This window comes from Rahnella sp. R3(2024) (assembly GCF_042920125.1).
In the GTDB taxonomy this organism is placed as follows: Bacteria; Pseudomonadota; Gammaproteobacteria; order Enterobacterales; family Enterobacteriaceae; genus Rahnella; species Rahnella rivi.
The window spans coordinates 709,876-727,122 of the sequence record NZ_JBHGBU010000001.1 but is presented as its reverse complement, the minus strand read 5'-3'; the positions used below and the strand labels follow the sequence as shown (position 1 = coordinate 727,122).

The window sequence follows — 17,247 nt, the reverse complement described above, 5'->3', positions numbered from 1 at the left end:
GATTAGCTACCTTGCTGCAGCAGTCTGGAGACAAAAGAATCAATAAGATTGATGGTTTCAGTAATCTGTAATGCATCGCCATCTGCGATGTACTTTTCTAACTCTTCACACAATTGCTTGCCTGGGGTCAGGTTCAGCATAGCGAACACTCCCTTAAGGCGGTGTGCAGTTTGGGAAAGTGATGTGAAATCACGACGTTGGTTTTCATTATACAGTTTCTCAAGATCTTCCGGTACTGTCTCGACAAAAAGCTGATAGTAATCGCTTGATTTTAGCTGATTTTCATAATGGTCGAGAGAGTCTTCACCGGTTTCTTCGGATGAAACACTGTCATCAGGCACAGCAAATTGCTGCTCAATTAACAGTAGGGTTGCGTCGATCAGCGCACTGCTGATGTTGTAATTGACGCGAATATAATGCTTTTCAAGCGACTGAAAACCGGACTCATCGTCGGTCAGCAGCAGCGTAAATTTGTCACTGTTTTGCGGGTTATCCGTCAGCAGCACGTCATATTCCCGCGTCAGCTGGCGTTCGTCAGCCACAATACACACGGCGCCATAGGCGTTCATGGTCCGCGTGACGATCCCGCGCACTTCGTCAGACGTGATGTCCAGCAGCGCCGTCACATCCGTCAACAGTTTCTCGTGTTCCGCTTCAATTTCCTGCGCTTCCGGGCGCTGTTTGACGCGCACGGTATAACGTGTGCCGATATTCAGCTTACTGCGAATCTCCAGCTGACCGCCGAGCTTCTTACACAGCTGATTACACAGGAAGAACGTCAGGCCGGAGCCGTGATTAAAGCGATCAACTAACGTCTGACTCAGGAAAGGATAATTCAGATTGCTCAATTCTTCCTTCGAAATTCCGCTGCCGGTGTCAGTTATGTGAAACACCAGCTGATCCGGGCGATCTTCGTCCTGTTCGCTGGTCAGCGTGACCTTGCCGAGGGACGTCGTGACGATGGCGTAATCGAGCAGCAGCGACAGGATTTTTTTCACGGCCTGCATATCACCGACAAAGGTGGTTTCAGGCGCGATATGGAAATGATTCAGCAACCCGAGCCCTTTCTGACTTAAGCGGGGCAGGGCCTCGAGCAGCAGTTCATCGACCATCGCGGATAACACATACGACTGACTGGCTGGCTGCCAGTCCTGCGTTTCCAGCCGCGTCAGCAGGGTGATGTTGTCCACCAGCGTCAGCGCATTGCGCGATTCGACCTGCAATTTGCCCTCAAGCATCTGGCGCTCGCGCGGTTCTTCAACCGCCACTAACGACTCGACCAGTCCGTTCAGTTCCTGCAACGGCTGATTCAGTTCGATGCCTAAATTGTGCAACATCAGTTTGCGCGCCTGCAGGTTCTTCTCGAACTCACGCTTAGCCTGTTGCAGCGTGCGGTTCACCATCACTTCTTTGTCCTGATCGTGCAGCAGGAACAGATAGGTTTCCGGCGAAATCTGGCTGCGGATCATGCGGATCTCATACACCTCATTATTGACGGTGGCCTGAATCGAGCCGTTGTGTTGCTCGGCCATATTGGCAATTTTATTCAGGCTGAGATGCGGCAGAAGCTGGTCGGCAATCTTATTACTGAGGATCACGCTGTGGTTGCTGAAATTGTAGACCAGCAAGCCAAGCGGCAGCCCGGATATGATTTCCTGGTTCAGCGCCTGCTGCATGTGCAACTGCGCCGCCATATTTTCACTCGGGCGGATGTACTGATGGCGGATGAAGTAAATGCTGGTCATCGCCAGTGCGATCAGGAACAGATTGATGAGGATCAGCCAGAAGTTGTTTCTCGACAGATCAACCACCAGGCTAAACAGCGGCACGTGGTAAGTCAGCGACAGCGGCGAGTTGCTGAGCGGCACGTTAAACACCAGCGACCAGCCCTGCAGGGTGATGCTGCTGGTGGCGTTGTCGTCGCTCGGATCACCTTCATTGACGGCGGCCGTGCTGCCATTGAGCTGGAAGTTGTCCCGCGCCATGTTCAGCGGGATCAAATCGCTCATCGGTATATCAAACGCGATGACCGTAGCCAGATGGCCGGGGTTATTGAAGGTGGTACGCAGGGAGAAGCTGTAGTCGCTGCTCTGCCGGGATTTACGCAGACCGGAATAGCTTTCGCGTTCGTCCAGCGTATTCGCCTGTTGCAGCATTTCAGCGCGTCGCGATTGCAGCGTGCTGGTGAAATAGTTTTCTTTAAGACGGGAATCCTGTTCCTCGAGCGCCACCGTCGTGATCAGCACCATGCTGTTATCCTGGCCGTTCAGATAATACAGCGAATAAGGCAGCGTTTTCGCGCCCCACTGTTCATCCAGGAAGGCGGATATTTTCAGGGTCAGATCCAGCGTGGAGCTGTCATGAGTGCCGAAAATCAGGGCATCAGTTTTCTTGCGCGGTTTGGACACGTAGAACATGTCCTGACGCAGACGAATTTCCTGTGCAGACACGGCGTCCGGCGGCAGCGGCTGGCCGGTGAAATTGTCGTAAATCTGATAGGTCATGTAGCGATACTTATCGATACGTTTTTGCAACTGGTCGGCGGTGGTTTGCACCGTGCGCAGTTTGTCATTCAGATAAGCATTGGTGTAGTTATACCCGTAAAGACCCAGCCCCAGTGCCAGCAGCAAAATGAACAACCAAAAGAATCTCGTGATATTGGTTGAGGTCAGCGATAAATATTTACCTGACATGATGATGAGTCTTTTCCTTCATGAAAAAACACCTGAGATTAAACAGACCGCACAGTTTATCAGAAACGATAAGTTTCAGTGATTGCACGTAGTCTTAATTATTTTTGTACTCAATGCATTAAGCTCAAAAAAAACGATGTGTTCCCACAAAACTGGTAAGCCGTTTTGATGGTTTTTTTTATCTCTTTATGGTTGATTTTCTTGACAATGATCGCGCTTACTTTTTTGTAAATCTCCCATAAAATCATGTTAATTCAATAAATTAACAGAATAATCCCTCGCTAGGCCAGATTTTCACATCCGTCAAAAATTATATTTCATATCCATTTGATGAATAATTTTTATCTTTACGATAACATTTTTTTAATACACTTAACTCAAATCATGCATATAACTTATGGAGTTTCCGGGATAAAAATGACGGAATCACCAAACAGAAACACATAAAAAGCATCACTATTATCATTATTTGTACGTTTTGCAGTCTGTGTACCACTCATCACCAGTTGGAAGTTAATCCATTACTTCAATGGTCTTCATGTTCGCCAATCGCTCTTCCCTGTGACGGGAGGGGTGGTTCGTGGCGGATATGAGCAACAACTGGATGCAGACAGGGGTACAACATGGCTCAGAACGGTAGCGTTGTTATTGATGTTCTTTCTCGTACAAATGGTGCGGTGATCTCCCAGGTTTCAAACGCCAGCCAGGACGTAACCCTCAATCAAATCAGCATAGTACGCGTGCATGCGACGCGTGACGCGGTCGCAAGCTACGAGCGCGTCGGGAACGATCTTGTCATCCACATGAAAGATGGCCGCACGGTCCGTTATCACAGCTTCTTCGATACCGATGGCAAGGGCCATCACAGCGAGCTGATTTTCGATGATGGCGTGCATCCTATCGAACACGCGGCCTTTGTCGATACCGGCGCGACCGCAGGCGCGGTCCCGATCGTCCCTGCCTATGAAACCATTCCTGACGTCGGTGCCCTGGTCCTCGACTCTTCCAACTTTGACCCCGCTGTTTTAGGCGCCATTCTGGGCGTGGTTGCGCTCGGTGCCGGTATCGCGATTGCCGCAGGTGGCGGTGGTGGCGGCGGCGGGGGTAGCAGCAGCAATAACGGCGGCAGCGACGGTGGCAGTAATACCGGCGGTGGAAACACAGGTGGCGGCGATACCGGGGGTGGAAACAACGGCGGCGGTAACACCGGTCAGGCAGCCACATTGTCGCTGAGCGCCTTCACGGGCGATAACATCCTCAATGCGACGGAAGCGCGCATCGCGCAAATTTTCTCCGGTACCACAGGCAACGTGGCCGCTGGCCAGACCATCACCCTCACCATCAATGGCAAATCCTACACCAGTACCGTCGGCGCAGACGGCAAATGGGACATCAACCTGCCGTCGGTCGATCTGCAAAATCTGGCGGATGGCACCTATGTGATTTCGGTGACCGTCACCGGCACGGATGGCAATTCCGTTACTCAGGGCGTCACCGTGGTGGTCGACAGAACGCCGCCGGTGGTATCGCTTGACCCTATCGCCAATGACAACATTCTGGATGCCGTGGAACATCAGCAACCGCTGACGGTCACCGGTACCGCTTCAGTGTCTGAAGCCGGGCGCACGCTGGTCGTCACCCTCAGCGGCGTCGATTACAACGCCATTGTGGGCGCGGACGGCAGCTGGTCGGTGACCATTCCGGCCAATGCCGTTTCTGCTCTGGCCAATGGCGATTACACGCTGACCGCTTCCCTGACGGATGCCGCGGGCAACCAGACCACCACTCCGGCTGAATTCTCGGTAAACGACAACGCCGGTATATTGACCGTTAACCCGATTTCGGGCGACGGACAGCTGAATGCGACGGAAGCACAGAGTGCGCTGGTGATCACCGGCACCACCTCCAATGTGCCTGCCGGTACGCAAATTACCGTGACGCTGGGTGGTGAGGAATATCGCACCACCACCAACGCGGATGGCGGATGGAGCCTGAGTATTTCTCCTGCCCAGTTGCAGGGGCTGACCGACGGTTCAACCACGGTGACCGTCAGCCTGGTTGATGCTCAGGGCAACCCTATCAGTCAGACCACGGATCTGACTGTGGCGATCCACGGCGTTCCGCCAACATTGGATCCTGCTTTTGGCGGTGACAACACGCTTAATGGCGCTGAATCTGCCACCAGCCAGACACTGACCGGGAATACCGGTCTGACAGGCGAGGGCCAGACCGTCACGGTGACGATTGGCGGCCAGCAAATTACCGGCACCGTCGCCTCTGACGGCACCTTCACGGTCACGGTTCCGCCATCCCTGCTCGGCACCCTGCCGCAGGGCAGCAATAATATCGTGGTCACCGTGACCGATCCGGCGGGTAACAACAATACCCTCACCACGCCGGTGAGCGTGGATACCGTCGCGCCAACCCTGACGGTCAATCCGCTGGAAGGCGACGGTTACATCAGCGTGGCGGAAGCTGCCACGCAAATGACCCTGACCGGTACGGCGTCGGTATCCGAAGCCGGTCGTCCGGTGGTCGTCACCATTAACGGCGTTGATTATACGGGCGCCATTGTTCAGCCGGATGGCAGCTGGAGCGTAAACATTCCGGCGGGTTCGCTGAACAATCTTAATCAGGACGTCGTGGTCACCGCGACACTGACGGATGCGGCGGGGAACGCCATCACCAATACCAGCACCCTTCACGTCGCTTCTGATCCGACCCTCCCGCCGCTCATCACGGTGAATACCTTCGCGTCGGATAATATTGTCGATGGTGCTGAGCGCCAGACCGCTCAAACGTTAAGTGGTACCACCACGCGCGTTGAAGCCGGACAAATTGTCACCATCACCCTGAACGGCCACACCTATACGGCGACCGTGGGTGCCAGCGGCAACTGGAGCGTGATTGTTCCGGCGGCAGATATGATTGTGCTGGGTGACGGTCCGCAAACCATCACCGCGACTGTTTCTGATAAAGCCGGTAACGAAGCCGCGCCGGGCACTGACACCTTTACCGTGGATGCCTCGCAGAACGGTATCGCCATCGATCCGGTGACCGGCGATAACGTCATCAACGTCACTGAAACCAATGACGGTATTTTGATCACCGGGACCACGCTTGGCGTCGCGCCGTTTGCGCTGGTGACGGTGACTTTCGGTTCGCTGATCCGCCTTGCGCTGGTTCAGCCAGACGGTAAATGGTCACTGGCGCTGTCATCCGCTGATTTGCAATCACTGGGTGCTGACCCTGCTGGCCTGCCACTTTCTGCCAGCGTGCAGGCGCTGGATGGCTCCACGCTGAATAACAGCATCTCTGTTGGCCTGGATAATCAGGCTCCTGTGCCCACCCTTAACACGCCGTTTGGTGACGGTTATCTGAATATTACCGAAGCGGCAACGGCTGAAACGCTGAGCGGCACCACCGGCAAAACCGGTGACGGGCAGACCGTCACCGTCACCCTTGGCGGGCATACCTATAACGCCACGGTGGATGGCGCCGGCGTTTGGTCGGTCAGCCTGCCGTCTGCTGATTTGCAGGCATTACCGGCAGGCAATAATGCGATTGTGGTGAATGTGACTGACAGCGCGGGCAACACCGCGACGCTCAGCGGTTCCGCCACCGTCGATTTCACCGCGCCAACCCTGACCCTCAATCCGGTTTCCGGCGACGGTTACATCAACAGCGCCGAAGCGGCGGCTGATATTAACGTAACCGGCACCGCGTCGATTTCTGAAGCCGGTAACACCGTGACCGTAACGATTAACGGCCAGCCTTACACCGGCATCGTGGCGGTAAACGGGCAGTGGACGGTGACCATTCCGGCAGGCGCTCTGGCAGGCGTGACGGACGGACAATATCCGGTGACCGTACAGCTTTCTGACGCAGCCGGTAACAGCACCACCATTACGTCCAATGTTCAGCTGGCAGCCGATCCGGCCTTAGCGCCGACCATCACCCTGAACGCCTTTGCGGGCGACAATATTCTTGATGGTGCAGAGCAGCAAACGGCTCAGACCCTCAGCGGGACGACGACGCATGTTGAAGCCGGGCAGGTCGTCAATATCACCCTGAATAACGTGGTGTACAACGCGACCGTGCAGGCGGATGGCAGCTGGAGCGTCAGCATTCCGTCTTCAGCGCTGGGCGCACTGACCAACGGCACATTACAAATTGATGTCGCGGTGCTGGATAAGGCCGGAAATCCGGCCACCGGCAGTGAATCGTTCACCGTGGATAACACGCTTAGCGGTCTGTCTGTGAATCCGGTCACCGGCGATAACCAGCTGAATGCTCAGGAAGCGGCAGCGGGCGTCACCATCAGCGGGACCTCCGTCAACGTGCCGGTCAACGGCATCGTGACGATTATCCTCAACGGCAAAACGTACACCGCGACGGTCGGCGTGGGCGGCGGCTGGAGCGCGCAGGTTTCTGCGGCAGATCTCGCTACCCTGAGTGACGGTCAACACACCATCACTGTCAGTGCCACCGATGCCGTCGGGCAACCGGTCACCGGCAGCGATGTGCTGAATGTCATCATTCACAATCTGCCAAACGCCACACTCGACACGCCATTTGGCGACAGCATTCTCAATGGCGCCGAAGCGGGTGTCAGCCAGACACTGACCGGGAATACCGGCGTTTCCGGCAGCGGCCAGACCGCTGTGGTGACCTTTGGCGGCCAGGATTACGCCGCCGTTGTCGCCGCCGACGGTTCGTTCTCGGTGTCTGTGCCGTCATCGGCACTCACTGCCGTCGGACAAGGCCCGACCGCCGTGCAGGTTGCGGTCACGGATGCGGCAGGCAACACCAGCAACATATCTGTGCCGGTATCGGTTGATACCATTGCGCCCGTTGTCACCATCACCACCCCGGTTGCAGGCGATGGCACCATCAATGCCGCCGAAGCCGGGGCGATTATTCCGGTCAGCGGTACGGCGGGCGCGGGTGAGACGGGCGATACCGTCACCATCGAGCTTGGCGGGCATACCTACAGCGGTACCGTGGGCGCAGGCGGCGCATGGACCGTTAACATTCCGGCCGATGCACTGGCGAATGTGGCGAACGGAACGTACACCCTGACCGCCACCGTCACTGATGCCGCGGGCAACGCAGGCACCGCGACCGCACCGGTCACCGTAAAAGCGGATCCGGCTTTACTGCCGACCCTGACTGTCTCGACGTTTGCAGGCGACAACACGCTTGATGGCGCGGAGCAGCAGACAGCGCAAATCCTCAGCGGCACCACCACGAATGTGGAAGCGGGACAAACCGTTCTCATCACTATCGGCACACTTCAGTACAGCGCAACCGTGCAGGCCAGCGGCGCATGGAGCGTTTCTGTTCCGGCGGTTGATTTGCAAACACTCGGCGACGGTCCGGCGACGATCAACGCCACCGTGACGGATGTGGCCGGAAACCCGGCGCAGGGCAGCGATGCGTTTACCGTCAACTCAGCGCTCGGCGGTATTTCCATTGATACCATCGCCGGTGACAACAATATCAACGTGACGGAAGCCGCGGCGGGTGTGAACATCAGCGGTTCGACGTCCAATGTGCCGCAGGGCACGATCGTCACGGTCAGTCTGGGTGGGAAAACGTACACCACCACGACCGACGCGCAGGGCAACTGGACCGTGCCGATCCCGGCGAATGACCTTACCAGTCTGGCCGATGGCACCAGCCATGTGATTGCGACCACGGTGTCTACCGATCTGGGTACCGTGACCACGCAGCAGGATATTGGTATTTACACCCAACCGCCGGTACCTACCCTGAACCCGCCGTTCGGCGATGGTCAGTTAGGCACTGATGAAGCGGCTGCCGCACAGACTCTGACCGGTTCTACCGGGCTGACCGGCGACGGCCAGACGGTGACCGTGATCATTGACGGCATCCCCCTGACCGGTACCGTTGCGACAGACGGCACCTGGACTGTCACCGTTCCGGCAGGCACTTTAACGGGCGTAACGGAAGGCCCGACGCCGGTGGTGGTTAACGTCACCGACGCCGCAGGTAACCAGGGCTCCATTACCGGTTCTGTGAATGTCGATTTCACACCGCCTCCGCTGACGATTAATGCGATCGCGACGGACAACGTGATCAACGCCGCCGAAGCGGGCGCGCCGATCACCCTGAGCGGAAACACGGATGCAGCGGAAGCCGGGCAGACCGTGACCCTGACCTTCAACGGACAGACTTATACTGCAGAAGTACAGCCGGACGGGAGCTGGAGCACCACCATTCCTGCCAATACGCTGGACGGTGCGGCTGACGGCAGCTATCCGCTGACGGTTCAACTGACCGATGCCGCGGGCAACACCACCACGCTGCCGCCGGTTAATATTGAGCTCGCGACGCAGAACGTCCCGGTGCCGACCATCGAAACGCCGTTTGGCAATACCTTCCTCAATCAGCTGGAAGCGGGCGCCGATCAGACCCTCACCGGTACCACCGGCGTGACGGGCGCAGGTCAGACCGTCGTCGTGAATATCGGCGGTGTGGATCATGCGGCGACTGTCGATGCGACCGGGATCTGGACGGTAAACATCAGTGCGGCTGATTTGCAGGCGATAACGGAAGGCCCGCAAAACATCGTGGTGACAGCCACCGACAGCGCGGGTAATGAGGGCACAGTTAACAGTGCAATCACCGTGGACTACACGCCGCCGGTGCTGAACTTCGATCCGGTGGCGATCGACAACATCATTAATGCAGCCGAAACCTTGCAGCCGGTGGTGATCAGCGGCACATCTGACATCCCGGATGCCGGACAAACCGTTTCCGTGGTGCTCAATTTCAACAATGTGACTTACACCGCCGTCGTCCAGCCGGACGGCACCTGGAGCTTCACGCTGCCAAGTTCGGTGGTGCAGGCGCTGGCCGACACCACGTACACGCTGTCAGCGTCTATCACCGATGCGGCCGGTAACATCACCACAGGCAATCACAGCTTCAGCGTCGATGCGGCGGCGGCTGATTTGCCAACGCTGACCATCACGTCCGTGTCGGGCGATGATTACATTAACGCGGCAGAAAAAGGCGCGGATATTCCGATCACCGGGACCTCCACGAATCTTGAAGAAGGGCAGACGGTGGTCGTGACCTTTAACGGTAATGACTACAACGCCCTCGTGGGTGCAGATGGCACCTGGACGGCTACCGTTCCGTTTGCGGATCTGGCTACCTTGTCTGACGGACCGGTGACCGTGACGGCGACAAGTACCGATGTGAGCGGCAACCCGGCGTCTGCCACTCACAACGCCACGGTGATCGCTCAGCCTGGCGACCTGCCAACGCTGACCATCAACGCGATTTCCGGCGATGACTACATCAATATCGTTGAGCACAATCAGGGGATGACCGTCAGCGGTACCTCCACCCACGTCCCTGTGGGCGGCACGGTCACCGTGGTTATCACCGGCGAAGCCTATACGGCGACGTTTACTGCCACCGTGCAGGCCAATGGCACCTGGAGCTTCCCGATGACGGCGGCTGAGGTTCAGGCGATGCCGGCGGGCAATAACACCTTTACTGCCACCGCGAATGACGTGGCGCAAAACGTCGCCACGGCAACGCATGATGTGGCGGTTGATACCGTCGCACCGCTCCTGACCGTGACGGTGGATACCGGCGGTGATGACATCATCAACCTGGCAGAAGCGGCGCTGGGCATTCCGGTCAGCGGAACCACGGATCCAAACCTGACCGTGACTGTCACCCTTAACGGCAAAGACTACACCACCACCGCAGACGGCACGGGTGTCTGGAATCTGACCATTCCGGGCGTGGATGTGCAGGCCATCACCACCGATGGCACGAAAACCATCGATGTCAGCGTGACCGATGCGGCCGGGAATAACCTCACCACGTCGGCTGATTTCACGCTCTCCTCGCACGCGTTACCAACGCTGACGATTGGCGTGATTGCCGGTGACGGGATCCTGAATATCAGTGAAGCGGCCAACGGTTTCAACCTGAGCGGAAGCAGCTCAGGTCTGGCGCCGGGAACGGCTGTGCTGGTGACGGTGCCGGGGCTGGCCGATCCGATTTCCGGTACGGTGAACCCTGACGGACTTGGCTGGACGGCGATCGTGGCGCCGGGGCTGCTCAACGGGCTGACCACCGGTATCGTACAGGTGACCGTGACGGCACAGGATGTTGCCGGTAACCCGGCGTCTTCCAGCGCCAGTCTGGATATCGAACTGTCTCCGCTGCCGTTACCGACCATCAATACGCCGTTTGTGGATGGCGTTCTTAACGCCGCCGAAGCGGCAGGTAATCAGCTGATCACCGGTTCAACCGGCATTACCGGTGCGGGTCAGACCGTTCTGGTCACTGTCGATGGCACGCCGGTGCTGGCCACCGTCGCCAATGACGGCACCTGGACGGCGACCGTGCCTTCCGGCGTGCTTCAGGGGCTGACGGATGACACGCACACCATCAGCGTGACCGCCACCGACAGCGCGGGGAATACCAGTGCGTCCGGTACCCTTGATTTCACGTCGGTGACGCAGGTTCTGCCAGTGGCTGGCATTAACGTGCCATTCGGTGACGGCATTCTGAATCTGGATGAAGCGTCAAATCCGGCGGGACAAATCATTACCGGTACTACCGGGATCACCTCGCCGGGTCAAACCGTCACTGTGGTCATTAACGGTAACGCAGTGCCGGTGGTAGTGGATTCTGCTGCCGGAACCTGGACGGTTACCCTGACGCCAGCACAGTTGCTGGGCTTGCAGGATGGCACATGGCCGGTCGTGGTGACCGTGACCGACAGTGCGGGCAACACCTCGCCTCTGACGGCATCGGTTGATGTGCGGATCAATAACATTCCGCAACCGACGATTGATCTGCCATTCGGTGACGGCACGCTGAACATTGCCGAATCTGCGGCTGTTGGCGGCCAGACGCTCACCGGTTCCACCGGCGTAACGGGCACAGGACAAACCGTCAGTGTGGCGATCGCGGGCATGACCGACAGTCCGTTTACGGCAATCGTGGATCCGGATACCGGAAACTGGACCCTGAACCTCACCCCAGTTCAGCTGGCATCGCTGGGGGAGACGACCGCGCTGCATGATATTACCGTCACGGCGACCGATTCTGTTGGTAACCATAACGAAGCCACCATCAGCTTTACGTCGCATCTGTCCGGGCCGGTACCTGTTATCAATGAGCCTTTCCTTGACGGTAGTCTGAATATCGCCGAAGCCGCGGGTGTGAATGTCATCACCGGTAACACCGGCATCACCGGCGACAACCAGAACGTTAAATTAACCATCGATGTCGGCGGCACCACCTATACCGCCACCGTCGATCCGACCACAGGTGACTGGACGGTCAGTCTGCCTGCGGGCGTCCTGAATTCTCTGGGCAGTGGCGCGCATGATATTAACGTGACAGTGACCGATGCCGCAGGCAACAGCACGCCAGCGACGCTGCCGTTTACCAGCTACCTCACCGCACCGGATGTCACCATCAACACGCCGTTTGGTGATGGTTATCTGAGTGCCGCCGAAGCCGCCGCGGCTGCCACCACGCCAATTGTCCTTAGCGGGACGACGGGAGTGACGGGCACCGGGCAAAGCGTGGTCGTTCTTGTCGGGGGGATCCCTATTCCGGGCGCGACGGTGGATGCGAACGGTAACTGGACAGTTTCTGTGACGGCGGGTGAAATCGCCGATCTGCCGCAGGGCGCACAGCAAATCTCTGTCACGGTGACGGACGGTGGCGGTAATACCGGTTCAGCCTCGGCTGACGTCGGCATTGCTGTCACGCTGCTTCCAGCCGTGGCCGTCACGTCATTCGCCGGTGCCGGTTTCGATCTGACCTACGCTGAAAGTCAGAATCCGCAAACCATCACCGGTTCGACAGTGAATGTGCAGGCCGGACAGCAGGTAACGGTTTCAGTCGGCGGCATCAGCCATCAGGCAACCGTACAGGGCGATGGCACCTGGAGTGCCACCTTTACCCCTGCGGAACTGGCAACGCTGGACAGCGCAGACACGATCACCGCAACGGTAAATGACCTGGCAGGTAACACAGCAAATCTGCTGGCGCCTCAGGCGATTACTGTTGATCTGACACCGCCAGTGACCCCAACGCTGACCATCGATCCGGTGACCGGTGATAATATTCTCAACGTAGCGGATGGCAGCCCGACGACTATTACGGTGTCTGGTAAGGTGCTCAATGTCCTGGATAACACTTTGGTCACCGTTACCGTCGGGGGAGATCCGCATATTGCAACTGTGACCGGCGGTGTCTGGTCAGTTGCAGTACCCGCCAGTGACTTTGCCGATGGCGGAACCACGGTTATTACCGCGACTACCTTAATTCCACCGACCAGTGCGACAAGCAACGTGCTGGTAGATCTCACCGCGCCAGTGCTGACGATCGGCGCCTTTGCCGTCAATGACACACTTAACGCGACCGAATCGAAATCGGCTCAAACCATTTCAGGTACGGTGGTTGACAACAACAATAACGACGTGGGCAGTGTGGTGACTGTCACGCTCAACGGTAAAAACTACACGGCAGTCGTGCAGGATGGCGGCATCTGGTCAGTCAGCGTACCGGCAGCCGATCTGCAGGCATTGCCACAAACGGCTACAGGCGGAGTTAACGTCATTACCGCAACGCTGACAGATGCAGCGGGGAATACGGGTAGTGCAGCACCGCATCCGATCACCGTTGATACTTCTGCGCCGTTGCTGGCGCTGGATGTGGTGGCCGGGAATAACGTCATTAATCTGGCGGAATCGCTGCTCAACGTACTGGTGGGCGGCACGTCCAGCGGGGCAGACGGTCAGACGGTGAACGTCACACTGGGCGGTGCCTCCATCGGTACGGCCGTTATTCAGCCGGGCGGGGCATGGTCGCTCAACCTGACGCCAGCGCAGTTGCTGCTGCTTAACGACGGCACCCTGACGCTGGCGGCGACGGTAACGGATCAGGCGGGTAACACCACCAGCGTCAGTACCGGTCTGGATATCTTCTTCAACAAACTGCTCGCGCTCAACGTCACCAGCGGTCTGGGGCTGACGGATGGCTTCCTCAATCTGGCGGAATCGCAGGTGGCGCAAACCATCAGCGGCACGGCGATTGGTGCGGGCGTGGGGTCTGTGGTGTCGACTGTCATCAACGGCACGCCGCTGTCGGCAATTGTCGGGGCGAACGGTGTGTGGTCACTGAACATTCCGGCGGCATTGCTCGGTGCGCTGGGTGACGGTCAGCAGGTGCTGAACCTCAACCTCACCGATGCCGCAGGCAACGTGACCGCATCCGTGCTGAATCTGGACGTGATTAAAACGCTGCCGGTGCTGGGCACGCTGGATCCTCTGTTTGGTGGCAACGGTCTGCTGAATGCCACGGAAGCACTGCTGGCGCAAACCATCGGCGGCGTCGCGACAGCGGTTGACGGTACTCAGGTGACCGTGACGCTTGGCGGCAAAACCTACAACACTACCGTGACGGCGGGGACCTGGAATATTCAGATCCAGCCGGGCGATCTGGCGGCATTGCTGGATGGCAACCTGAGTCTGGGCATTACCCTGAAAGACCCGGCAGGCAACACGTCGACCAGCACTATTCCGGTGGGGATTGCCATCCACAATCTGCCGGAAGTGGTGCTCAATACCGTGTTTGGCGACGGCGTGCTGAATATCGCCGATCTGCTGGTCAATCAGACCATCAGCGGTACCGTCTCGAATGTGGCGGCGGGTACGGCCATCGCGGTGCAGGTCGGTACACAAACCATTGATGGCGTAGTGGATGCAACGGGGCATTTCCTGGTCACCGTTCCGCCGTCCGTGCTCGGCTTGCTCAGTGGCACGACCGCGGCAGTCAGCGTCACCGTGGCGGATGCCGCGGGTAACGTCGGTTCTGCAGTGGCCAATGCGGTGCTGGATCTGGTGAAACCGGTCATTAACCTTACCTCGGTACTGGGCGATGGCTTGCTGAACGCAGCGGATGCGCTGACCACGCAGGTGATTGGCGGGACAGTCAGCGGCGTGACTGCGGGTACGCAGGTTCAGGTCACGCTGGGCGGGAAAACCTTCCTCGGCGCGACCGACGGTACCGGCGCATTCAGCATCACCCTGCAACCGGGTGATCTGACAGCGCTGGGCGACGGCACCTTCCCTGTGGTGGTTTCTGTCACTGACAGCGGCGGTAATACCAGCACCAGCAGCAGTACGCTCACTTCCATCATCAACGCCGTACCGAAAATTGTGCTGGATCCTGTTTTCGGTGCAGATGGCATCCTGAACGCGGCGGAAGCCCTGCTGACGCAAACCATCAGCGGTACGGTCACTAACGGGCATGTTGGCGAAACGGTCAACATTAACGTCGGCGGCGGCCTGATTAACCTGACGGCCACCGTGGGCAGTGACGGCAAGTTCTCTGCTGCACTGACACCGCTTCAGCTGGCCGGATTGCTGGACGGCAATCTGACCATCGTCACCACCGTGACCGATGAAGTGGGCAACACGGCGTCGAATACCCTGGGGCTGAACGTCGGTATCCACAATCTGCCCTCGATTATTCTTAATCCGGTCTTTGGCGATGGCGTGCTGAACGTGGTTGACCTGCTGACCGGCCAGACCATCAGCGGTATCGCGACCAACGTTGCGCAGGGTACGCAGGTGCAGATTTCCCTGAACGGCAAAAACTACCTTGCCAATGTGGGCGTCGGCGGCGTGTTCAGCGTGACGGTGCCGGTGACCGATCTGGGCGCCATTCTCAATGGTTCACAGTCGGTCATCGCCAGCCTGGTGGATGGCTCCGGTAATACGGCGTCGGTCACCAATCTGCTGAACGTGGTATCGCAGTCTCTGCCAACCATTACGCTTAACCCGCTGTTTGGCGATGGCCTGCTGAACGCGGCGGATGCGCTGCTGACGCAAACCATCAGCGGTACCACCACCAACGCGCAGGGCTCAACCGTGACCCTGAACGTCGGCGGCAATACCCTGACGGCGCTGGTGAAAGCGGATGGCACCTTCAGCGTCGCGGTTCCGCAACTGACGCTGGCGAGTCTGCTCGACGGCACGCTGAATGTCGGTGCTTCCATCACCAACGCCGCCGGTCATTCCACCAGCGGAAGCGCATCGGCAACGGTCGGCATTCACACTCTGCCAACGCTGTCGCTCGGCTCACTGTTTGGCGGTGACGGCTATCTGAACGCCGCGGAAGCGGGCGCTAACACCAACATTACCGGGACCTCCAACCTGCTCAACGGCACGGTGTCGGTCAGTATTGGTGGCGTGACGCACACCGGCACCATCACTAACGGCGCGTGGAGTGTGCCGTTTACCTCGGCAGAGCTGAAAGGGCTGGCGGATGGCTCGACGCAGGTTTCTGTGTCGGTGGCAGATACCGTGGGCAACACCGCCATCATCTCTAACCCGCTGAGCGTGCTGACACACGCACTGCCGCTGGTGGCGCTCAATCCACTGCTCGGGCTGACGCTCGGTGTGGTGGGCGGCATTCTCGGTGGTCAGGGTCTGACCCTGAGCGGCACCAGCCGCAACATCGCGCAAGGGGGGCTGGTCAGCGTCACGCTGCTGGGCAATACGCTGGCGGGGACCGTGCAGGCGGACGGTTCGTGGACCGTTAAGTTCAGCAGTGCCTTACTGAGCAGTTACGGGCTGACCGGGTTGCTCGCCGCGTTGCTCGGGGCGGTGATTGATCTGAAAGCGGTCGATGCGGCCGGTAACGGGTTCGATGCGCACGTCGGGCTGACGGTCGGTTCTACATTGCCGGCTGAACCTGTAACGCTGATGGCAACGTCGCAGGCAGTGGACGATACCCATACGCTGGCGGCGGTTCACACCACCGATACCAGCACCACCACGGATACCTCAGTTACGCACGCCACCAGCACGCTGACTGCTCCGCTGGCAGCGACGGACACCAGTGCCTCAACGACGACCACGCACGATACCGCCACGGCCGACACCACCGCGCACGCGGACACAGTGTTCTCCATTGGCGGCGTGACCATCGACCTGACGGCAACTGACGGCGTGGCCATCGGCGGCGCGGGTGACGACACCATCTCGGTTCACACGCTGGACTTCGGTCTGATCGACGGCGGAACCGGTATCGATACCTTGCTGCTGGCAGGCACCAATCAGCATCTGGATCTGACGCTGCTCGGGCTGAAAGTCGAGCATATCGACATCTTCGATCTGGGTAATTCCGGCACCAACAGCATCTCGCTGAATCTGCATGAAGCGCTGAATGTGAAAGACAATCCGTCCGATGAAGTGGTGATTAAAGGCGGTGAGGGCAGTCTGGTGAATCTGCAAATGGGCACGGACGGCGCATGGAGTGAAACCGGGCAACGCACGGTGGATGGCCTGACGTTCGACGTTTACCACAACGCATCAATGGATGCCTCGAACACCCTGGGGGACGTTCTGGTGCAACACGGTCTGCACGTACAACAGAGTTAATGTCTGTCCGCCGCCCCCGGCAAAGGGGGCGGCGGGAGTGGGGTTTTACTGGCGACTGCGGTGCCATGAATTCCCCACCCCAACCCTCTCCT

The 17,247-nt window shown here is 58.3% G+C and carries 2 protein-coding genes; one reads left to right on the top strand and one right to left on the bottom strand.

All coding sequences use genetic code 11. The features are described 5' to 3' along the window. Window positions 1-2: 2 nt before the first annotated feature. Entirely contained in the window at window positions 3-2,693 is a 2,691-nt protein-coding gene (rcsD, locus tag ABSH60_RS03100; protein ID WP_390972648.1) for a phosphotransferase RcsD, read from the bottom strand. Window positions 2,694-3,316: 623 nt separating this feature from the next. On the opposite strand from rcsD, the gene ABSH60_RS03095 reads away from it, so the two are divergent. Next, complete coding sequence (locus tag ABSH60_RS03095) at window positions 3,317-17,155, top strand: Ig-like domain-containing protein (protein ID WP_390972646.1); 13,839 nt, start codon at window positions 3,317-3,319, stop codon at window positions 17,153-17,155. Window positions 17,156-17,247 lie beyond the last annotated feature (92 nt).